The organism is Pseudonocardia nigra, from assembly GCF_019396355.1.
Classification (GTDB): domain Bacteria; phylum Actinomycetota; class Actinomycetes; order Mycobacteriales; family Pseudonocardiaceae; genus Pseudonocardia; species Pseudonocardia nigra.
This window is the reverse complement of record NZ_JAHKRK010000046.1, coordinates 22,405-43,268: the sequence shown is the minus strand read 5'-3', so window position 1 is coordinate 43,268 and position 20,864 is coordinate 22,405. Positions and strand designations below refer to the sequence as shown.

Sequence of the window (20,864 nt, the reverse complement as noted above, 5' to 3'; positions counted from 1 at the left end):
GTCGCCCGGTCCCGACACGCGAGTCGCCCGGTCCCGACACGCGAGTCGCCCGGTCCCGACACGCGAGTCGCCCGGTCCCGACACGCGAGTCGCCCGGTCCCGACACGCGAGTCGCCCGGTCCCGACACGCGAGTCGCCCGGTCCCGACAGGCGAGTCGCCCCCTTCTGACCGGCGAATCGCCGCGGAGGCAGACTGACCGACCGTGACGGACAGCTTCCCGCGCCGGCAGGCCCGCACTCGTCGGTTCACCCTCGGCGCCCCGCGCGGCTTCACGGTGTCCCCCGACGGCGAGCGCGTCGTCTTCCTGCGCAGCCGCGGCGGCACCGACCCCGTGACGTGCCTGTGGACGCTCGACCTCGGCAGCGGCGAGGAACGGCTCGTCGCCGACCCGCACGAGCTCGCCGCCGGGTCCGAGGAGGACCTGCCGCCCGAGGAGCGGGCGCGCCGCGAGCGCAGCAGGGAACAGGCGGGCGGCGTGGTCGGCTACGCCACCGACCGCCCGGTGACGATGGCCGCGTTCGCCCTGTCGGGGCAGCTCTACGTCACCGAGTTCGCCGCCGGGCTCACCCCGCGCCTGGTCGACACCCCGGGCGCGGTGATCGACCCGCGGCCCGACCCGCTCGGGCGGCGCGTCGCGTTCGTCAGCGGCGGAGCGCTGCACGTCCACGACATCACCGCGCGCACCACCACCGCGCTGGCCGAGCCCGACGGCGAGCACGTCACGTTCGGCCTCGCCGACTTCGTCGCGGCCGAGGAGATGGGCCGGATGCGCGGGTACTGGTGGTCGCCCGACGGCGAGGCGCTGCTCGTCGCGCGCGTGGACGACACCCCCGTCCGCCGCTGGCACATCGCCGACCCGGCCAACCCCGACCGCGAGCCGGCCATCGTCGCCTACCCGGCGGCGGGCACCGCGAACGCGCGGGTGTCGCTGCAGATCGTCGGGCTGGACGGCGCGCAGGTGCCCGTGCAGTGGGAGGGCGAGTACCTCGCCGACGCGGTGTGGGACGCCGAGGGGCTGTTGGTCGTCGTGCAGCCGCGGGACCAGAAGGCGCTGCGCGTGCTGCGCGTCGACGTCGCGACCGGCGCGACCTCGGTCGTGCACGAACAGACCGACCCGGTGTGGGTCGACATCGTGCCGGGCGTCCCGGCGCACACCGCGTCGGGCGCGCTCGTCACGGCGGGCGACGCCGACGGGGCGCGGCGCCTTGTCGTGGACGGCGAGCCGGTGACGCCGCCGTCGTTGCAGGTCCGCGACGTGCTCGACATCGACGGCGACGTGGTGCTGTTCCGCGCGAGCGAGGACCCGGTGTCGATCGGGCTGTGGACGTGGGGACCGGACGGGCTCACGGCGCTGACGCCCCCCGACGGCGTGCACTCGGGGCGGCTCGCCGGCGGCACGCTCGTGGTGGCCCGGCAGGCCCTCGACGCCGACGGCACCGTCACCAGCGTGCACCGGGGCGGCGCCGAGCACACGATCCCGTCGTTCGCCGACCTGCCGGGCCTGCTGCCCCGCGTCACGCTGCTGCGCGCCGGCGAGCGCGAGCTGCGCACGGCGGTGCTGCTGCCGACCGGCCACGAGCCGGGCAGGCCCCTCCCGGTGCTCATGGACCCCTACGGCGGCCCGCACGCGCAGCGGGTGCTCGCCGCCCGCGGCGCGCACCTCACCAGCCAGTGGTTCGCCGACCAGGGCTTCGCCGTGGTCGTCACCGACGGGCGCGGCACGCCCGGTCGCGGCCCGGAGTTCGAGCGCGCGGTGCGCGGCGACCTCGCCTCCCCGGTGCTCGACGACCAGGTCGACGCCCTGCACGCGGTCGCGGAGCAGCACCCGGAGCTGGACCTCACCCGCGTCGGGATCCGCGGCTGGTCGTTCGGCGGCTACCTCGCGGCGCTCGCCGTGCTGCGCCGCCCGGACGTGTTCCACGCCGCCGTCGCGGGCGCCCCCGTCACCGACTGGGCGCTCTACGACACGCACTACACCGAGCGCTACCTCGGGCATCCCGACGAGGACCCGGACGCCTACGCCCGGTCGTCGCTGCTCGCCGACGCGGCGGGGCTGTCCCGGCCGTTGCTGTTGGTGCACGGCCTCGCCGACGACAACGTCGTCGCCGCGCACACCCTGCGGCTGTCGTCAGCGCTGCTCGCGGGCGGGCGGCCGCACAGCGTGCTGCCGCTGTCGGGCGTCACGCACATGACACCGCAGGAGGTGGTGGCGGAGAACCTGCTCCTGCTGCAGGTGCAGTTCCTCCGCGAGGCGCTCGGGGTCGACGACGCGATCGGATGATCACTGCGGGTCGGCGAGGTGGCCGGCGTCCTCGTCGGGGGACGCTGCCGCCCGCGCCGCTCGCCTCCGACCCGCCAGCCACTCCAGCACGCCGATGACCAGGGCGAGCGACAGGGCGAGCGCCGCCGTCCCGATCGCCACGAAGACCGCGACGGCGAAGTCCTCACCGGTGGCGCCGAGCACGGCGTAGAACGTGCCGGCGAGCCCCGCGGTGCCGATCGCGGCGCCGATCCGCTGCCCGGTCTGCAGGGCCCCGCCCGCCGAGCCCGCCCCGCTCACCTCGACGTGCCGCAGCGTCATCGTCGTGTTCGGCGAGATCACCCACCCGCCGCCCGCCCCGGCCACGAGCAGCGGCACCGCCACCGCTCCCCCGGCCGCCGCGGGCGGCACCAGCAACAGCAGCACGGCCGTCGTGGCCAGCCCGACGACGACGAGGCTCAGCCCGATCACGGTGAGCAGCCTGCCCAGCCGGTCCACCAGCCGTCCGCCGATCACCGCCGACACCGCCGATCCGAGGGCGAACGGGGTGACCGCGAGGCCGGACTGCAGAGGCGTGTAGCCGAGCCCGGTCTGGAAGAACAGCGCGAACACCAGCCAGATCCCGCTGAAGCCGACGAAGTAGACGGTGCCCAGCGTGACGCCGGAGGCATATCCCCGCGTCCCGGCGAGCAGGCGGACGTCCAGCAGCGGGTCCCGGCCGCGGCGCACCACCCGTCGTTCCCAGAGGACGAAGGCCGCCCCGAGCGCCGCGCCCGCCGGGAACAGCCACCACAGCCGCACCAGCCCACCCGACTCGGCCTGCACGAGCGGCAGCAGCACCGCCAGCACCGCGCCGCCGAGCAACGCGGCCCCGAGGACGTCGATGTGGCCGCGCGGCCCGGTCCGCCCCCGCGGCAGCAGCCGGGCCGCGAGCACCAGCGCGAGCGCGCCGATCGGGATGTTGACGTAGAAGATCCACCGCCAGCCGTCCGCCTCGCCGGCGAGCGCGAGGATCACCCCGCCGACGATCGGACCGACAGCCGTGGAGATGCCGACGGTCGCGCCGAACAGCCCGAACGCGCGCCCCCGCTCGGCTCCGCGGAACAGCTGCTGGATGAGTGCGGAGTTCTGCGGGGCCAGCGACCCGGCCGCCACGCCCTGCGCGAGCCGGGCGGCGATGAGCGTCTCCGCGGTGGGTGCCAGGCCCGCGAGCGCGCTGAACAGCACGAACGCGCCGAGCGCGCACAGGAACATGCGCCGCCGGCCCAGCGCGTCCCCGAGTCGTCCGGCGGGCACCAGCGCCAGCCCGAACGTGAGCGCGTACCCCGACACCACCCACTGCACCTCGGCCGCGCTGGCGTCGAGCCCCCGCTGGATCGACGGCAGCGCGACCGACACGATGCTGACGTCGAGCAGGCTCATGAACCCGGCGGCCAGGGTCACCGACAGCGCGCGCCAGCGTCTCGGATCGGGCTCGTACGTGGGCGGGGAGGGGCGGGGGGCGGCTTCGGTCACCGGTCCGGGGTACCCGACTCGCCCCGATCATGTGCGACGCCCGGGCGGCTGGCAGGCTGGGCGGCCGACACAAGGAGGACAGCGTGGCGCTGCAGCGACCCGAGATCGACCCCATCGACGAGCCGGCCCCGGCCGACCTGGTGGTGGAGGACATCCAGACCGGCGACGGACCCGAGGCGACCGCGGGCCAGACCGTCGAGGTGCACTACGTGGGCGTGGCGCACTCCACGGGCGAGGAGTTCGACGCGTCCTGGAACCGCGGCTCGACGTTCCGGTTCCCGCTCGGCGCGGGCCGCGTCATCGCGGGCTGGGACCAGGGCGTGGCCGGCATGAAGGTCGGCGGGCGTCGCCGGCTCGTGATCCCACCGCACCTGGGCTACGGCAACCGCGGCGCGGGCGGCGCGATCAAGCCGGGCGAAACGCTGATCTTCGTGGTGGACCTCGTCGGGGTGAGCTGACCCTGCACCTGCTGCTGATCTCCGACACGCACCTGCCGGTGCGGGCGAAGGACCTGCCCGCACCGGTCTGGGCGGCGGTCGACGCCGCCGACGTCGTCGTGCACGCCGGCGACTGGGTGTCGGTCGAGCTGCTCGACGCGCTCGAGGCGCGTTCGCGGCGGCTGGTCGGGGTCTTCGGCAACAACGACGGGCCGCAGCTGCGGGGCCGGCTCCCCGAGGTGGCCCGCGTCGAACTCGAGGGCGTCCGGCTGGCGGTGGTGCACGAGACGGGTGCCAAAGCCGGCCGGGAACGTCGCTGCGCCGCCGACTACCCGGACGCCGACGTGCTGGTGTTCGGACACAGCCACATTCCGTGGGACACGACGGCACCCAACGGACTGCGGCTGCTCAACCCCGGCTCGCCCACCGACCGGCGCCGCCAGCCGACGTTCACGTGGATGACCGCCGAGGTCGCCGACGGCGCCCTGACCGCCGTCGAGCTCCACCACCTCGACCCGCCGCCCCGCCGCTGACCTCGCGAGTCGGCACGAACTGGCGCGCGAGTCGGCACAACGCGGCGCGCGAGTGGGGCGACTCGGACGCGGAAACCGGGCGACTCGCGCGGCGAAAACGGGCGACTCGCGGGAGTCCTCCGCGAGTCGCCCGCTTCTGACCCGCGAGTCGCCCGTTCCGGACACGCGAGTCGCCCGTTCCGGACACGCGAGTCGCCCGTTCCGGACACGCGAGTCGCCCGGGATGGCCTACTGCCGGCGGGCGCGGGCCCGGCGCTTGCCCTCGTGCATGGCCTGCACCCGCGCGATCGGGATGCCGTGGCCCTCGTCGACGAGGTCGGCGGGCAGCGTCTGCTGCGGCGGCATCCGCTCGTGCCACGGGTCGGCGTCGGCGAGCAGGCCGGGCGCGGTGCGGACGGTGAAGTCGGCGGGCGTGACGCGGTCGAGGTCGTCCCAGGACACGGGGAACGACACGGGCACGCCCGGCCGCACCCGCGGGCTGTAGGCGGCCACCACGGTCGCGCCGCCGGAGCGGGTGGAGTCGACGAACACCTTCCCGCCGCGGTCCTCCTTGATGTATGCGGTGGTGGCGACGTCCGGGTCGATCCGTTCGGCGCGCGCGGCGAGGGCCCGGGTGGCGGCCGCGGCGTCCTCGATCCCGACGCGCTCGTCCAGCGGCACGAACACGTGCAGCCCCTTGGCACCACTGGTCTTCACGACGCCCGCCAGGCCGGAGTCGGCGAGCGCCTGCCGCACCAGCAGCGCCGCGCTGACGACGTGGCCGAACGCGTCCCCCGCCGGTGGGTCGAGGTCGAGCACGAGGTGCGTGGTGTGGGCCTGCCCGACGCGGACGAGCGTCGGGTGATACTCGACGGCGCGCTGGTTGGCGAACCACAGCAGGGTGCGCCGGTCGTCGCACAGGGCGTAGGACACCTCACGCCGGGACGCCTCGGCCCACACCTGCGTGGTGCGCACCCAGTCCGGGGTGTACTTCGGCACGTTCTTCTGCATGAACGGCTCCTGCCCCGGCCGGACGCGGATCACCGACAGCGGCCGGTCCCGCAGCTCGGGCAGGATCCGCTCGCGCACGGCGTCGAGGTAGTCGACCAGGTCGCGCTTCGTCGCGTCGGCGCCGTCGAACAGCGGTTGGTCGAGGTTGGACAGCTCGACCCCGGCCCTGCTCTCCACGACCTTCTCGCGAGCCACGAGAGCATCATCACACGCCGGCGCGGCGGATCCAGCGCCACTGCGTGCCGACTCGCCCGCCACTGCGTGCCGACTCGCGGGGCGGGGGTCAGGACGTCGGCGGCTCGTCCTCGCCGGCCTCCTCGGCGGCGTCGGCCTCCTCCTTCGTGTGGTGCACCACGCGGTCGGCGTGCTCCGGCGGCCCGTAGACGGTGTAGAGCACCAGCGGGTTCGGGCCGGTGTTCACGAAGTTGTGCTTCTTGCCCGACGGCACGACCACGAGGTCGCCCGCGACCACCTTCTTCTTCTGCCCGCTGACCCGCGCCTCGCCCGTGCCGCTGACGAACGTCAGGATCTGGTCGATCCCGTCGTGCACCTCCTCGCCGATCTCGCCGCCGGGTGGGATCGTCATGACGACGAGCTGGGTGTGCTCGCCGGTCCACAGGACGCGGCGGAAGTCGGCGCTCTGCTCGGCGACGGTCGCGATCGTGAAGTGGTCCATGCCTTCTGATGCCCGAAATCCCTGCGGCGCACTCGTGGGACGGTGCGTGACGGGGCGGTGTGAGCATGATCATGGCGGTGTCGGCGACCGACCCCACCCGGGACATTAGGTAGCTGGGCGTCGAGCCGGTCGGCGACGCCGACCGGCTCGCGTTCGGCGGCGACGGCCTCGGCCCCTGGATGGAGCAGGGCTACGACACGCCACCCACTCTGCTGGGCACGCTGGACGTGAACCTCGAGGCGCTCGCCGCCCTCGAACCCGACCTGATCCTCGACACCCGCTCGAGCGGCGAGCAGGCCCGCCACGAGCAGCTGACCGGCCTCGGCGATCCGGTGGTCGGCATTCCCGACACCGCGTCCGCGGCCTATCTGACCTCGTGGGAGGACCAGCTGGAGTTGATCGGCACCGCCCTCGGCCGCACCGAGGAGGCCACGGAGCTGCGCGCCGGGCTGGACGCCCGGTTCGCCGAGGTCGCCGCGGCCAACCCCGCCTTCGACCGGGCCACCGTCGCCGTCGCCGCCCGCACGTCGGAGGGGTACGGCGCCTACGTCGAGGGCGACGGCCGCGTCGAGTTCCTGCGCCGCCTCGGGTTCGTCAACTCCCCGGCGGTGCAGGAGCTCGCGGGCGATAACTTCTACGTGCCGGTCTCGCAGGAGCGGATGGACCTGCTCGACGCCGACCTCACCGTGACGTTCCCGATCGGCTTCGACCCGGCGCTCGTCACCGACGACCCGCTCTACCAGGTGATCCCCTCGGTGGCGGGCGGTCGCAGCGTCCTGCTGTCGGATCCGACCCTGGTCCAGGCGTTCTCCAGCGCTTCCGCGGTCGGACTGTCCTACGCGCTGGACGCGACGGCGCCGCTGTTCGCCGCGGCCCTGGGAGAACGGGGCGGCGGGGGCCGGGTCGTGACGGCGGGGACCGACCTGCACGTGGTCACGAGCGAGTCCGAGCTGCGCGAGCTCGTGCCCGAGCCGGCGCCACCCCCGGGTCGGGATGCTGTTCGTCGTGCCCGGGGTGGGCGAGACGCTGCGGGTCAACGGGCGGGCCGCGATCGTGCGCGACCCCCCGTTCGCCGACCGCCTCGCGCTGCGCGGGGACGCCCCCCGGCTGGCCGTCATGGTCGAGGTCGAGGAGCTGTTCGTGCACTGCGGGCGCGCGTTTCTGCGTCGGTCTGGGATGCGAGCACGTGGCCGAGCCCGGACGACGTCCCGACGGCGCAGGTGCTGTTCCGCGGCCAGATGGCCGCGGGAGCCGGGCCCTCAGCTGACCGTGGCAGGATGCGGGCATGGTGCTCGAGATCGCCGACCTGAACGTCCGTCCCGGCACGGAGGACGAGTTCGCCGCCGCCGTGCGTGAGGGCGTGCGGTACATCGCGGACACGCCCGGTTTCGGCGGGGCCCGGCTCACCCGCAGCATCGAGACGCCCACGCGGTTCGTGCTCCTCGTCGAGTGGGACAGCGTGGAGGCGCACACCGTCGGGTTCCGCCAGTCGGAGAACTTCACGCGCTGGCGCGAGCTGATCGGCCCGCACCTCGCCGGGGAGCCGCGCGTCGAGCACGCCGACGACGTCCTGACGCAGCCTGCCCTGGGTCACTGAGTCATCTGAGAACCGGCTGAGGGCTGCCGCGCGGGGCCGGGCACGCCTTCACATACCGTCGTCGCGTGCCCCCCATCCCGCGCGGCCGACGGGCCGCGCCGATCCTCGTGCTCGTCCTGCTGGCCCTGTCCGCGACCGCGGTCGGCGCCCCGCCGGCGGCGGCGTCCCCGGCGGAGGTCCGCCTGGAGGAGCAGCGCGTCACGGTGCCCGGCGGGCCGGGCAGCACCGGTCCGGTCGAGCTGGACACCACGCTCTACCTCCCGGCGGCGACCCCGGCGCCCGCCGTCCTCGTGGCTCACGGGTTCGGCGGCAGCAAGGAGTCGGTGGATGCCGACGCCCGCGAGCTGGCCGCCCGCGGTTTCGTGGCGCTCGCCTGGTCGGCCCGCGGGTTCGGCGCGAGCACCGGCCGGATCGCGCTCAACTCCCCCGACCACGAGGTCGCCGACGCCCGCGCGCTCGTCGACCTGCTGGCCGAACGCCCCGAGGTGCAGCTCGACGCACCGGGCGACCCGCGCGTGGGGATCACCGGCGGTTCGTACGGCGGGGCGATCGCGCTGCTGCTGGCCGGGTACGACGACCGGGTCGACGCGCTCGCCCCCGTGATCACCTGGAACGACCTCGGCCAGGCGCTGTTCCCCAACGCGGCGGCCGCCTCGCCCCCACCGGCCACCCCCGCGCCGGGCGCCTTCGCCCCGGACGGGGTGTTCAAGAGCGGCTGGGCCGGCGTGTTCTTCTCCGCCGGGCTGGCGCCGCCCCCGGATGGCCCCGCCCCCGACGTCAACGGCACCGACCTGCCCGCCACCTGCGGGCGGTTCACCGCCGAGGTGTGCGCCGCCTACACGGAGGCCGCCACCACCGGCCGCCTCTCCCCCGCGACCGCCGAGCTGCTGCGCCGGTCGTCCCCCGCCACCGGCACCGACCGGATCACCGCGCCGACCCTGCTCGTGCAGGGCGAGCGGGACACCCTGTTCGGGCTCGACCACGCCGACGCGAACGCCCGGCAGATCGCGGCGGCGGGCGGCACCGTCAAAGTCGTGTGGTACGCCGGGGGCCACGACGGAGCCGCGCCGGGGCAGGCCGTGCGCGACGAGATCGGTGACTGGTTCGCCTTCCACCTCGCCGGCACCGGCGACGACCCCGGCACCGGGTTCGCCTACGCCGTCGAGAGCGGGGTGCGCACCCGCGGCGACACCCCGACCGGCCGCACCGTCGTCGCACCGGAGTACCCCGGCCTCGCCGGCACGGCGCCGCTGCGCACCGAGACGCTCGGGCTGGAGGGCGCGTCGCAGATCGTCCTGCATCCGGCGGGCGGCAACCCCGCGGCGATCACCTCGCTCCCCGGGCTCGGCGGGCTCGGGGCGCTGGGCAGCGCGCTCGGGTCGGTCACCGGCGCCCTCCCCGGCCAGTCGGCGCAGTTCCGCACGCCGGCGCTCGACGTCCCCCTGCTGGTGACGGGCGCGCCGCGGGGCGAGGTGTCGGTGTCGCGGGTCCCCGGACAGCCCGGCCCGGCCGAGGCCGTGCTCCACGTGTCGATGTCGGAGGTCGCGCCGGACGGGCGGCGCACCCTGCTCGGCGGGGCGGTCGCCCCGATCCGGGTGCCCGTGCCCGCCGACGGCACCCCGGCCACCGTGTCCGTCACGCTGCCCGGGGTGGTGGCGCCGGTCGAGGCGGGCAACCACCTCGAGGTGGCGATCAGCACCACCGACCAGGGCTTCACCGGCTCGCCGGAGCCCGCCGTCTGGCAGGTCGACGCCGGTGGCGCGCTGGTCGTGCCCGTGGTGCCCGGCCCGAACGTCACCGCGAACACCGTGCCGCTCGGGCCGCTGCTCGGCATCGGCGGCGTGCTCGCCGCCGCGCTGCTGGCCTGGCTCGTCGCCCGGCTGCGCAGGCCGCGGCCCGCGCCGGCGCGACCCGATGACCGCCCCCTGGAGATCCGCGGCCTCGCCAAGACCTACAAGGGCGGGTTCAGCGCGGTCACGGACGTGTCGTTCACCGTCGAGGCCGGGATGGTGCTCGGCCTGCTCGGGCCCAACGGCGCCGGCAAGACCACCGTGCTGCGGATGCTCATGGGGCTGATCCGCCCGACCGCCGGCACCATCCGCGCGTTCGGGGAGGAGGTCGGACCCGGCGCGCCGGTGCTGGCGCGGATCGGGGCGTTCGTCGAGGGGCCGGGGTTCCTGCCGCACCTGTCCGGGATCGAGAACCTGCGGCTGTACTGGGCGGCGACCGGCCGCCCGGAGTCGGAGGCGCACCTGGACGAGGCGCTGGAGATCGCCGGGCTCGGCGACTCGGTGCGGCGCCGGGTCGGGACGTACAGCCATGGCATGCGGCAGCGGCTCGCGATCGCGCAGGCGATGCTGGGCCTGCCGGAGCTGCTCGTGCTCGACGAACCGACCAACGGGCTCGACCCGCCCCAGATCTCCGCGATGCGCGAGGTGCTGCACCGCTACGCCGCGGCCGGGCGCACGGTGGTGGTGTCGAGCCACCTGCTCGCCGAGGTGGAGCAGACGTGCAGCCACGTCGTCGTCATGCACCGGGGCCGGGTCGTGGCCGACGGCACGGTGGACGACGTGATCGCCGGCGGCGGCGCCGCGAGCTTCACCGTCGACGAGCCGCAGCGGGCCGCCTCGGTGCTCACCGCGCTCGCGGGCGTCCGGTCGGTGGAGGTCGGCGCGGGCGCCGTGCACGCCGAGCTGAACGGCACGCTGCGGGCGTCGGCCGTGCGGGCGCTGGTCGACGCCGGCGTCGGCGTGACCGCCGCCGGCCCCCGCAGGCGGCTCGAGGACGCCTTCCTGCAACTGGTCGGAGAGGACACCACCCCATGACCGTCCCGTCCACCAGGAAGGGCACCGCCGGCGCGCTCGGCGGCGACGGTCCCGCCCCGTCCACCTACCGCCCCGGTCGGACCCTGCCGCTGCGGGTCGAGCTCGTGCGTCAGCTGAAGCGACGGCGGACGCAGGTGACGTTCGCGCTGGTCGCCGCGCTGCCGGTCATCCTCTGGGCGGCGTTCGCGCTGGCCGAGGACGACGGGCCCGGTGGCTCGCTCAGCCTCGTCGACCTCGCCCAGGGCAGCGCGGTCAACTTCGCGGTGTTCGCGCTGTTCGCGTCGGCGTCGTTCCTGCTCGTCGTGGTCGTGGCGCTGTTCTTCGGCGACACGGTGGCGGCCGAGGCGTCCTGGTCGAGCCTGCGCTACCTGCTGGCCGCGCCGATCCCTCGGGCGCGGCTGCTGCGGCAGAAGGCGATCGTCGCCGGGCTGCTGTCGACGGCGGCGCTGCTGCTCCTGCCGGTGGTCGCGCTGCTGGTCGGGGTCCTCGCGTACGGGGCGGGCGACCTGGTCAGCCCCACGGGTGAGTCGCTGCCGTTCTGGACCGGCGCCGGGCGCGTCCTGGTCGGCGCGGTCTACGTGGCCGTGCACCTGCTGTGGGTGGCCGGGCTGGCGCTGCTGCTGTCGGTGTCGACGGACGCGCCGCTCGGGGCCGTCGGTGGCGCGGTGATGGCGTCGATCGTCTCCCAGATCCTCGACCAGATCACCGCGCTGGAGGACCTGCGCGACTTCCTGCCCACGCACTACGGCGACGCGTGGGCGGCCCTGCTCGCCCAGCAGGTGGACTGGGGCGACATGACGAGCGGCGCCTTCTCGGCGCTGGCGTACGCCGCGATCTTCACGTCGGCGGCGGTGTGGCGCTTCACGCGCAAAGACGTGACGAGCTGAGCGAACGGCACTTTCGTCCGATAGGTTTGGACGGAAGTGCCGTTCGTGCCCCTGACGTTGTGCACATCGGGCTTCGCTCATCCACAGAATCGCGAATCACTCGTTCGCCGCGCCCCTCCGGGTGAGCATTGGCCCATGCCACATCGATCCTGTTCCCTGCGGCCTGACGAGTTCGCCCTCCACTGCGGCGGCGCCGTCGTGCGCGTCGAGGCGCTGCGCGAGCTCGGGCTGGGCCGCAGCACCGTCGCTCACCGCTGCCGAGCGGGCGGGCCGTGGCGCTGGCTGCTGCCCGGAATCGTCATGCTCACCAACGGGGCGCCGACCCGCGACGACCGCCGTCGGGCCGCCCTGCTGTACGCCGGTGACGGCGCCGTTCTGACCGGACTCGACGCGCTGGAGCTGCACGGGATGCGGCGGGTGCCCAGCCCGTCCGGTCCGGTTCACGTGCTGCTGCCGGCCGACCGGCGCCGGGCCGGGTCCGGCCGGGTGCTCGCCGAACGCACGGACCGGCTGCCCGTACCCGAGCCGGGACGGTGGCCGCTGGCCCCGATCGCGCGGGCGGTGCTGGACTTCGCCCGCCGGATCCGCGAGCGCGACCAGGTGCGTTCGGCGATCGCCGAGGTGGTCCAGCGGAACCGGTGCACGCCGGCGCAACTCCACGCGGAGGTCGAGGCGGGCAGCGGCCGGGGTACCAAGCTTCCGCGCGAGGTACTGACCGAGATCAGCGACGGGGTCCGATCGGTGGCGGAGGCGAACGCACGCGCTCTCGTGCGCCGCAGCGCCCTTCCGGCGCCGATGTGGAACGTGAAGCTCTACGACCGGGCGGGGCGGTTCCTCGCGATGCCCGACGCCTGGTTCGACGACGTGGGACTGGCCTGGGAGATCGACTCGAAGGAATGGCATCTCAGCCCCGAGGACTACGAGCGCACCCTCGATCGCCGCTCGACGATAATGGCCGAGGACATCGTCGTGATGCACACACAGCCGTCGAAGCTGGAGCTCCACCCCACCCGGGTACTGGACGAACTCCGCCGCAACTATCGCAACGCGGCGCGGTCCCCGCGCCCACCGGTGTACGCAATCCCCTCGAGCTGACGGCACGAACGGCACGTTCGTTCAATAGGATTGGACGAAAGTGCCGGTCGTCCTATCGGAATTGCTTCGCGAGCGCGCGTACCCCCGGCGCGCTCGACTTGCGGACGAACGTGGTGCCGGTGAGTTCCGGGAGCTCCACCCGCACCTCGGGCGCGATCCGGTAGGGCCGCGCGAGCAGCAGCCCGCCCAGGGTCCTGCGCAGCCGGGAGACCTCGGCCCGGACGGTGACCAGCGAGCCGCTGTGCCCGTAGAGCGCGGCGCTCAGGGCGGCTGCGTCGAGCCCGTCCCGGTTGTGGGCCAGCAGCAGGAGTACCTCGGCGTGCCGGGTGGAGAGCGGGTGGACCCACCGGTTGGTGCCCTGCACCGTCGCGCGCGGCGGCCTGCCGTCGAGGTCGAGGGTGAGGTGCAGCGGGGCGCTCGCGCCGGCCGGGCCGCTGCGCAGCAGCCACCCGCCGGGCACCGGTTCGGGCACGCACAGCCCGAGGCCCTGCACGGCGACGGGCCGGTCCGCCCTGGGCACCGCGACCCGCTCGACGAACGGTATGCCCGTAACGGCGGCGACCCAGCCGTGCTCGTCGGCGACGAGCCCGGGGCCGGGCACCGCCGCGAGCACCGGCGCGGCGACGGTGCGCAGCGCCTCCAGGCGGCTCTCGTGGCGGCGCCACAGGCTCGCCTCGGCCGAGCTTCACGGCGGTGCCGACGAGCGCCACGGTGGTGGGATGCACCGTCTCCGCGGGCCCGCTCACGTCGACGACGCCGAGCAGCTCACCCGTCCGCGGGTCGTGCACGGGGCAGGCGGTGCACGTCCACACGTGGTGGGTGCGCACGAAGTGCTCGGCGGCGAACATCTGCACCGGGGCGTCCTCGGCGAGGGCGGTGCCGATCCCGTTGGTGCCGACCACGGCCTCCGACCAGTTCGCGCCCTCGGCGAACCCCAGCCGGTCGGCGCGGTGGCGCACCTGCGTGGCGCCCTCGCGCCACAGCAGCACCCCGTCGGCATCGGTGATCACCATCACGTGCCGGGCGTCCTCGGCCACCGATGTGAGCGCTGCGCGCAGCTCCGGCAGCACCCGCTGCAGCGGCGAGCGGGCCCGGCGCTGCTCCACCTCCTCGGCGGACACCGGCCGGTGTGCGCCGCCACGGTCGGGGTCGACGCCCTGCGCGCGCACCCGCTGCCAGGAGCGGGCCACGAGCGTGCGGGGGGCGACCGGCGGGCGGTCTCCCGACAGCAGCGCGTCGTGGACGCGGGCCAGCATGCGAGCGTGGCGGCCGAGGTCGACTCCCGGCCGGATCGCGCAGACCCCGTCGTCCGCGGCTGTCATCGGCATCACCCGAGCGCCAGACTAGGCACTCGCAGCGGTCCGGGCGAGGGGTTCGGGCGGGTGATCGCCGGCCCGCACTGCCCGCGGCGTCCCGAGCAGGACGCCGCCGACGATCACCACGGCCGCCGCGAGCTCGACGGCGCTCGGCCGTTCGTGCAGCACGAGCGCGGCCAGCGCGATCCCGACCACCGGCACCAGCAGCGAGAACGGCGCGACGACGCCAGCGGGGTGGCGGCGCATCAGCGCCGTCCAGATCCCGGTGCCGACGACGGTCGCGAGCACCGCCGTGTAGGCCAGGGCGAGCACGCCGGGCAGGCCCGCGGGCGTGACGGCGGCCCGCAGCGCGGCCCCCCACGACGCGGTCCCTTCGGTCACCCAGGACATCGCGAACAGCGGGACCGGGGGCACGACCGACATCCACAGCGTCAGGTGCAGCGGGTTCGGCGGCGCCGCGAGCCGGTTGGCGAGGTTGCCGAAGGCCCAGCCGAGCGCACCGAGCAGGGTGAGCAGCACCGGCAGCACCGCTGCCGTCTGCGCCCGGGACACGGCGGCGATCGCCGCGAGCCCGAGCACGGCGAGCGCGATGCCGACGGCCTGGCGCGCCGAGAGGCGTTCGCGCAGCAGCAACGCCCCGAGCAGCACGGTGAACGGCGCCGACGCCTGGAGCACGAGCGACGCCAGCCCGGTCGGCATGCCGATGTCCATCGCCACGAACAGGAAGACGAACTGCAGCGTGCCGAACCCGACTCCGTACCCGATCAGCCACCGCAGCCGCACCTGCGGGCGGGGCACCAGCAGCACGGTCGGGACCGCGATCACCGCGAACCGGAGTGCGGCCAGGAACAGCGGCGGGAAGTGCTCGAGCCCGACGTGGATGGCGAGGAAGTTGGCGCCCCACAGCACCGCGACGAAGGCGGCGAGCAGGCGGTCGCGGGCGTTCACCCCTCCACCGTCCTTGGCCGCGACCGGGAAGACCATCGAAAAGATCTGAGCCGTCCTTGTAGCGTGGCTTCATGGAGGTGCAGCGGCTGCGGATCCTGCGGGAGCTGGCCGACCGCGGTTCGGTCACCGCCGTCGCCGCCGCCATGTCCTTCACCCCGTCGGCCATCTCCCAGCAGCTCAAGGCGCTGGCCGAGGAGGTGGGGCTGCCCCTCACCGAGCCCGCCGGCCGTGGGCTGCGGCTCACCGGGGCCGGGCACGCACTGGTCGCCGAGGCCGAGGCCGTGCTCGCCGCACTGGCGCGCGCCGACGCCGCCGTCGAGCGGCTGCGCACCACCCCGCGCGGGCACGTCCGGATCGCGCTCTTCCCGTCCGGCGCCCGGATGATGCTGGCCGGGCTCCTGGCCCGGCTCGACACCGTGCCCGAGGTCGGGCCGCAGTGCCGCGACGTCGACATGACCCCCGCCGACGTGCCGGCCCTGGCCGCCGACTTCGACATCGTCATCAGCCACCGCGACGAGGTGGCTCCCCCGCACCCGTCCGAGCGCTGGGAGGTGGTGCCGCTGCTGCGCGAGCCGCTCGACGTGGTGCTCCCCCGGGCCACCCGCTCGCCCGTCGTCGGCACCTGCGCCTGGAGGAGCTGGCGGACGAGGCGTGGATCAGCGTGGAGGTCGGCTGGCCCGTCGACGACGTGCTGCGCTCGCTCGTCGTGCGCACCGGCACCACGCCGCGGGTGGTGCAGCGGATCAACGACTTCTCGGTGACCGAGGAGCTCGTGGCCGCCGGCCGGGGGATCGCGCTGCTGCCGCGCTACTCCACCGACGACCGGGGCGGGCGTCGGCTCGTGCGCCGCCCGCTGACCGGGGTGCGGGCGGCACGGCTGGTGGAGGCCGTGCTGCGCACCAGCACTGCGGAGCGGCCCGCCGTGCGCACGGTGCTGGACGCGCTGCGCGCCGAGGCGGCGGCGGTCGTGACCCGGGATCAGGCCGGGCGCAGGCGCCGGGGCAGCTTCGCGACCACCGCGTCGTAGGACTCGTCGACGAGCTCGCGCAGCTCGTCGTCGGGAATGGCGCCGTCGAGGGTGATGCTGTTCCAGCCATGGCGGCCGATGTAGGCCATGACCGCGACGCTGTCGGGGTAGCGGTGGCGCAACTCGGCGGCCTCATCTGCATCGCGACCGCACTTGACGCCCAGCCCGCCGCCCCCGAGAAAGGCGAAGATCTTCCCGCCGACCTTGGCGACGAGGTCGCCCTCCCACGGCTCATCGGGGGTGGCGCCGGGCTTGGCCAGGCAGTAGGCGACCAGCTCGTCGTGGGTCACGGCTGCGGCACCGGGCGGGACCGCCATCGCCACCACAGCAGCACGAACAGCAGCACGGTGAACCACACGTAGGTGCTGCCCACGACCTGCTCGGCCGGCGTCCAGCCCAACTCCCGCTCGCCGGCCCGGGGCAACCCGCGCTGGTGCGGCGCCATCACGAACACCGCGGCCATCGCGAGGGTGACGACGGCCCCGAGCAGCGACCGCTCCCGCCATGCGGTGGCCGCGGCGACCAGCAGCGCGGGCGCCACCCACACCCAGTGGTGCGACCAGGACGTCGGCGACACCAGCAGTGCAACGCCCGCCGTGGCCACGAAGGCGAGCGGCGGGGGCGCCTTGCGGATCACCGGCACGGCGATCGCCAGCAGCGCGACCGACAGCAGCAGCCACGCGACCGTGCGGACGGTGCCGTCGACGCCCGCCCGCACGAGCACGGCCTCGATCGTCTGGTTGGTGAAGAACGGCGAACCGCTCACCCCGCCGGTCGGGTTGTCCAGCCAGAACTGCAGCGACGCCGCGGGCGCCATCGCGAACCCGATCGCCGTGGCGGCCGCCCCGCTGATCGCCGCCGTGACGGCGGCGCGGTAGTCGCGGCGCAGCAGGAAGTACAGCACGAACGCCGCGGGCGTCAGCTTGATCGCCGCGGCGATCCCGATGAGCAGCCCGCGGGGCCAGCGCGGCCGCGCCACCAGGCAGTCGAGCGCCACCAGCGCCATGAGCACCAGGTTGATCTGCCCGAACTCGATCGTCTGGAGCACCGGCTCGAGGGCCAGCGCCGGTCGGTCGGCGGGGACGTCAAAGTCGATCGCGTGGCCCGGTTCGACCGCGAGCGCCAGCGGCAGCGCGATCGAGGTGACCGAGAGCGCGCCACCCCGCCCGCCCGACGGCCACAGCCTGCGCGCGACGACGAAGAGGGTGGCGCCGAGCGCGAGGACGGACACCGCGAGCAGCCCGACCCAGGCCGCGGTCCACGGCACGACCGCGAGCGGCACCATCAGCAACGCCGCGAACGGCGGGTAGATGTAGGGCAGGGCGATCTTCCCGGACGTCTCGGGAAGCGGACCGTAGATGTCGCCGCCGGACAGCCACGCCTGCACGCCGAACCGGTAGACCTCGAGGTCGATGTGCCGCCCGCCGGTGTGCACGACCAGGCCGGCGAGCACGAGCGCCAGCAGCGGGACGGTGACGAGCAGCACCCGGCGGGGCGCGCGGAGCAGGTCGAGGAGCCGCTGCCCGGCGCGCGTGCCCGTCGCGCCGACAACCGTCACGCTGTGCCCTCTCCTCCGGTCGTCCGATCCCCCGTCACGGTAACCCTTCTGTGACACGTTCCGGCGGCGGGGGCGTCACGAGGGACGGGCGACGCCATGCACCCCGTCTCCGGCCATGCACCCCGTCTCCGGCCATGCACCCCGTCTCCGGCCATGCACCCCGTCTCCGGCCATGCACCCCGTGACGGGGCGCACCGACCACGAGAGGGGGCACGGACACCGCGGCCTTGCCGCCACCCCGACCCGGCCACGCATCCCGACACCGGCCACGCGCCCCGTCGACGAGGGGCACCGACCACCACGGGGCGCACCGAGCGCCCGACCGGTGGGCGGGAGCGTGGTCAGCGGATGCCGGCCGCGTCCATCCCGCGCAGTTCCTTCTTGAGGTCGGCGATCTCGTCGCGGAGCCGGGCGGCGAGCTCGAACTGGAGGTCGCGCGCCGCGGCGAGCATCTGGTCGGACAGCTGCTGCACGAGGTCGGCGAGCTCGGCGCGTGGCATGTTCGCCGTGTCGCGGCCCGCGACGACCCCGGAGCTGGCGCTCGCCCGCCCCGGTTCCCCCGCGGCCCGCTTGCCGCGCGACGCGTTGCGGCCGGACCCACCGACGGGGACCTCCGTGTCCTCGGCCTCGCGGTACACCTGGTCGAGGATGTCGGCGATCTTCTTGCGCAACGGCTGCGGATCGAGCCCGCGCTCCTCGTTGTAGGCGATCTGCTTGGCCCGGCGGCGGTCGGTCTCGTCGATGGCGTACTGCATCGACTCGGTGATCTTGTCGGCGTACATGTGCACCTCGCCCGACACGTTGCGGGCCGCGCGGCCGATCGTCTGGATCAGCGAGGTACCCGAGCGCAGGAAGCCCTCCTTGTCGGCGTCGAGGATCGCGACCAGCGAGACCTCGGGCAGGTCGAGGCCCTCGCGAAGCAGGTTGATGCCGACCAGCACGTCGAACTCGCCGAGCCGCAGCTGGCGCAGCAGCTCCACCCGCCGCAGCGTGTCGACCTCTGAGTGCAGGTATCGGACGCGGATGCCGAGCTCGAGCAGGTAGTCGGTGAGGTCCTCGGCCATCTTCTTCGTGAGCGTGGTGACCAGCACCCGCTCGTCGCGCTCGCTGCGCTCCCGGATCTCGTGCACCAGATCGTCGATCTGGCCCTTGGTCGGCTTCACCACGACCTTCGGGTCGACCAGGCCGGTGGGCCGGATGACCTGCTCGACGAACTCACCGCCGGTGCGCGACAGCTCGTACGGTCCGGGGGTGGCCGACAGGTAGACCGTCTGGCCGATCCGGTCGGCGAACTCCTCCCACGTGAGCGGCCGGTTGTCGACCGCCGACGGCAGCCGGAACCCGAAGTCGACGAGGTTGCGCTTGCGCGACATGTCGCCCTCGTACATGCCGCCGATCTGCGGGACGGTCTGGTGCGACTCGTCGATGACCAGCAGGAAGTCGTCGGGGAAGTAGTCGATCAGCGTGGCGGGCGCCGACCCGGGCCCGCGGCCGTCGATGTGGCGCGAGTAGTTCTCGATGCCGGAGCAGAACCCGACCTGCCGGATCATCTCGAGGTCGTACTGGGTGCGCATGCGCAACCGCTGGGCCTCGAGCATCTTGCCCTGGCCCTCCAGCTCGGCCAGCCGCTCCTCCAGCTCGGCCTCGATGTTGCGCACCGCCTTCTCCATGCGCTCCGGGCCCGCCACGTAGTGGGTGGCGGGGAAGATGCGCAGCTCGTCGACCTGGCGGACGACGTCGCCGGTGAGCGGGTGGAGGTAGTAGAGCGCCTCGATCTCGTCGCCGAAGAACTCGATGCGGATCGCGAGCTCCTCGTAGGCCGGGATGATCTCGACGGTGTCGCCACGCACCCGGAACGTGCCGCGGTTGAACGCCAGGTCGTTGCGGCTGTACTGCACGTCGACGAGCGCACGCAGCAGCACGTCGCGCTCCACGGTGCCGCCGACCTCCAGCTTCACCGAGCGGTCGAGGTAGGACTGCGGCGTGCCGAGGCCGTAGATGCACGACACGGACGCGACCACGACGACGTCGCGCCGGGACAGCAGGTTGTGGGTGGCGGAGTGGCGCAGCCGCTCGACGTCCTCGTTGATCGAGGAGTCCTTCTCGATGTAGGTGTCGGTCTGCGCGATGTACGCCTCGGGCTGGTAGTAGTCGTAGTACGAGACGAAGTACTCGACCGCGTTGTTCGGCAGCATCTCGCGCAGCTCGTTGGCCAGCTGCGCCGCGAGCGTCTTGTTGGGCGCCATCACGAGCGTGGGCCGCTGCAGCCGTTCGATCAGCCACGCGGTGGTGGCCGACTTGCCGGTGCCGGTGGCGCCCAGGAGCACGACGTCCTGCTCGCCCGCCCGGATGCGCTTCTCCAGCTCCTCGATGGCGGTGGGCTGGTCGCCCGCGGGCTGGTACGGGCTGACGACCTCGAACCGGCCGCCCTTGCGCTCGATCTCCCCGACCGGGCGGAACTCGGAGTGCGCGGTGGGGACGTCCTGCTCCCCCTGCGCCGCGCTGCCCGGAACCTCTGTCGCGAATGCCACGTCCTCCAGGGTACGAGCCCCCACCGACAGTCTTTGGCAGCATCGACCCCGTGCACCCGCCGAAGACCGCCCACTTCGACGTCCCGGCCAGGATCAACATCGACACCAAGGGCATCGAGCGTGCCGTGGACGAGTACCGGCTGACGCCGTTCGGCCTCTACATGAGCCGCGCGATGATCAACCGCCCGACCGCGCACTGGGTGCAGTCCTGGCTGTTGCCCGAGCTGGGGCTCTGCGTCACCGACTGGTGGTGGAACCCGGGTCACGAGCGCGATCAGGACTTCTACCTCGACGTGTGCGAGATCGTCCGCGACGGCGACCGGTGGCTGCTCACCGACCACTACCTCGACATCGTCGTGCACCAGCACTGCGGCGCGGAGCTGATCGACGTGGACGAGTTCGTCGCCGCCGTGGCGCTCGGGCTGCTGGACCCGGCGGCCGCGGAGTCGGCCATGCTCCGGGCCTACCGGGCGATCGACGGGCTGGCGGCGCACGGGCACGACCTGAACGCCTGGCTGGCCGGGATGGGCATCGTGCTGAGCTGGAAGGAGCGCCCGGCGGCCGAACCCGCGTCGCCGAGCCCTCCACCCTGAGCGCCACGCGGCCCGCATGCCGTGATCATGGCACTGACGTCCCTTGTCGATCTGTCAGGACGACGTCTGCGCCTT

17 protein-coding genes and 2 pseudogenes are annotated in these 20,864 nt (G+C 74.2%); 10 read left to right on the top strand and 9 right to left on the bottom strand.

Annotated elements, in window-relative coordinates:
- Positions 1-203 precede the first annotated feature (203 nt).
- Complete coding sequence (locus KME75_RS14505) at positions 204-2,282, top strand: S9 family peptidase (protein WP_219415148.1); 2,079 nt, start codon at positions 204-206, stop codon at positions 2,280-2,282.
- Here the strand turns inward: KME75_RS14505 and KME75_RS14500 are convergent, their stop codons facing one another.
- Positions 2,283-3,776: an MFS transporter gene (locus tag KME75_RS14500; RefSeq protein WP_308282775.1), complete on the bottom strand. Its 1,494-nt coding sequence runs from the start codon at positions 3,774-3,776 to the stop codon at positions 2,283-2,285.
- Between the two features lie 83 nt (positions 3,777-3,859).
- On the opposite strand from KME75_RS14500, the gene KME75_RS14495 reads away from it, so the two are divergent.
- Together KME75_RS14495 and KME75_RS14490 are read left to right on the top strand one after the other, a co-directional pair.
- Positions 3,860-4,234 (top strand): FKBP-type peptidyl-prolyl cis-trans isomerase, encoded by a 375-nt coding sequence (locus KME75_RS14495; protein WP_308282774.1) that lies wholly within the window; start codon positions 3,860-3,862, stop codon positions 4,232-4,234.
- 2 nt (positions 4,235-4,236) lie between these two features.
- Positions 4,237-4,746 (top strand): metallophosphoesterase family protein, encoded by a 510-nt coding sequence (locus KME75_RS14490; RefSeq protein WP_219415157.1) that lies wholly within the window; start codon positions 4,237-4,239, stop codon positions 4,744-4,746.
- A gap of 228 nt (positions 4,747-4,974) precedes the next feature.
- Here KME75_RS14490 and ligD read toward each other — a convergent pair whose 3' ends face one another.
- The gene (gene ligD / locus KME75_RS14485) at positions 4,975-5,913 is read right to left on the bottom strand and encodes a non-homologous end-joining DNA ligase (RefSeq protein ID WP_219415156.1); all 939 of its coding nucleotides are present in this window, start codon (positions 5,911-5,913) and stop codon (positions 4,975-4,977) included.
- A 106-nt stretch (positions 5,914-6,019) separates the two neighbouring features.
- On the bottom strand, positions 6,020-6,412 hold the full coding sequence (locus KME75_RS14480) for a cupin domain-containing protein (RefSeq protein WP_219415147.1): 393 nt from the start codon (positions 6,410-6,412) through the stop codon (positions 6,020-6,022).
- A gap of 179 nt (positions 6,413-6,591) precedes the next feature.
- On the opposite strand from KME75_RS14480, the gene KME75_RS47455 reads away from it, so the two are divergent.
- From KME75_RS47455 to KME75_RS14450, 5 genes are all read left to right on the top strand, one after another.
- On the top strand, positions 6,592-7,722 hold the full coding sequence (locus KME75_RS47455) for an ABC transporter substrate-binding protein (protein ID WP_246632090.1): 1,131 nt from the start codon (positions 6,592-6,594) through the stop codon (positions 7,720-7,722).
- A complete protein-coding gene (locus KME75_RS14465; protein WP_219415146.1) occupies positions 7,698-8,009 on the top strand; it encodes an antibiotic biosynthesis monooxygenase family protein in 312 nt (103 codons plus the stop codon). The genes KME75_RS47455 and KME75_RS14465 overlap by 25 nt, the downstream gene beginning before the upstream one ends.
- 65 nt (positions 8,010-8,074) lie before the next feature.
- The gene (locus tag KME75_RS14460) at positions 8,075-10,834 is read left to right on the top strand and encodes an alpha/beta fold hydrolase (protein ID WP_308282773.1); all 2,760 of its coding nucleotides are present in this window, start codon (positions 8,075-8,077) and stop codon (positions 10,832-10,834) included.
- Complete coding sequence (locus KME75_RS14455) at positions 10,831-11,721, top strand: ABC transporter permease (RefSeq protein ID WP_219415145.1); 891 nt, start codon at positions 10,831-10,833, stop codon at positions 11,719-11,721. The genes KME75_RS14460 and KME75_RS14455 overlap by 4 nt, the downstream gene beginning before the upstream one ends.
- Positions 11,722-11,856: 135 nt before the next feature.
- On the top strand, positions 11,857-12,816 hold the full coding sequence (locus KME75_RS14450) for a hypothetical protein (RefSeq protein ID WP_246632089.1): 960 nt from the start codon (positions 11,857-11,859) through the stop codon (positions 12,814-12,816).
- Between the two features lie 52 nt (positions 12,817-12,868).
- On the opposite strand, the gene KME75_RS45880 is transcribed toward KME75_RS14450, so the two are convergent.
- From KME75_RS45880 to KME75_RS14440, 3 genes and pseudogenes are all read right to left on the bottom strand, one after another.
- The gene (locus tag KME75_RS45880) at positions 12,869-13,429 is read right to left on the bottom strand and encodes a hypothetical protein (protein ID WP_308282777.1); all 561 of its coding nucleotides are present in this window, start codon (positions 13,427-13,429) and stop codon (positions 12,869-12,871) included.
- Positions 13,430-13,568: 139 nt separating this feature from the next.
- Positions 13,569-14,072: pseudogene (locus tag KME75_RS47585) on the bottom strand (GAF domain-containing protein); the annotation flags it as partial.
- A gap of 87 nt (positions 14,073-14,159) precedes the next feature.
- On the bottom strand, positions 14,160-15,080 hold the full coding sequence (locus tag KME75_RS14440) for an EamA family transporter (RefSeq protein ID WP_219415153.1): 921 nt from the start codon (positions 15,078-15,080) through the stop codon (positions 14,160-14,162).
- Positions 15,081-15,151: 71 nt separating this feature from the next.
- On the opposite strand from KME75_RS14440, the pseudogene KME75_RS14435 reads away from it, so the two are divergent.
- A pseudogene (locus KME75_RS14435) lies at positions 15,152-16,107 on the top strand (LysR family transcriptional regulator).
- Here KME75_RS14435 and KME75_RS14430 read toward each other — a convergent pair.
- The 3 genes from KME75_RS14430 to uvrB all read right to left on the bottom strand — a co-directional run bounded on the left by KME75_RS14430 (position 16,059) and on the right by uvrB (position 20,196).
- A complete protein-coding gene (locus tag KME75_RS14430) occupies positions 16,059-16,397 on the bottom strand; it encodes an MmcQ/YjbR family DNA-binding protein (RefSeq protein ID WP_219415144.1) in 339 nt (112 codons plus the stop codon). The pseudogene KME75_RS14435 and the gene KME75_RS14430 sit on opposite strands and share 49 nt — an antisense overlap.
- The gene (locus tag KME75_RS14425; protein WP_219415143.1) at positions 16,394-17,665 is read right to left on the bottom strand and encodes a glycosyltransferase 87 family protein; all 1,272 of its coding nucleotides are present in this window, start codon (positions 17,663-17,665) and stop codon (positions 16,394-16,396) included. The genes KME75_RS14430 and KME75_RS14425 overlap by 4 nt, the downstream gene beginning before the upstream one ends.
- A 341-nt stretch (positions 17,666-18,006) precedes the next feature.
- Positions 18,007-20,196, bottom strand: coding sequence for an excinuclease ABC subunit UvrB (uvrB, locus tag KME75_RS14420; protein WP_372452597.1), 2,190 nt, complete (start codon positions 20,194-20,196; stop codon positions 18,007-18,009).
- Between the two features lie 41 nt (positions 20,197-20,237).
- Here uvrB and KME75_RS14415 point away from each other — a divergent pair, with 41 nt between their 5' ends.
- Positions 20,238-20,789 carry a ribonuclease FAU-1 family protein gene (locus KME75_RS14415; RefSeq protein WP_219415151.1) on the top strand — a complete coding sequence of 184 codons (552 nt, stop codon included), beginning with the start codon at positions 20,238-20,240 and terminating at the stop codon, positions 20,787-20,789.
- Positions 20,790-20,864 lie beyond the last annotated feature (75 nt).

Bases quoted from the DNA above. Each gene is read 5' to 3' on its own strand.
- KME75_RS14480 (WP_219415147.1), bottom strand. From the start codon at position 6,412: ATGGACCACTTCACGATCGCGACCGTCGCCGAGCAGAGCGCCGACTTC.
- KME75_RS14450 (WP_246632089.1), top strand. From the start codon at position 11,857: ATGCCACATCGATCCTGTTCCCTGCGGCCTGACGAGTTCGCCCTCCAC.
- KME75_RS14465 (WP_219415146.1), top strand. From the start codon at position 7,698: ATGGTGCTCGAGATCGCCGACCTGAACGTCCGTCCCGGCACGGAGGAC.
- KME75_RS14455 (WP_219415145.1), top strand. From the start codon at position 10,831: ATGACCGTCCCGTCCACCAGGAAGGGCACCGCCGGCGCGCTCGGCGGC.
- KME75_RS47455 (WP_246632090.1), top strand. From the start codon at position 6,592: ATGGAGCAGGGCTACGACACGCCACCCACTCTGCTGGGCACGCTGGAC.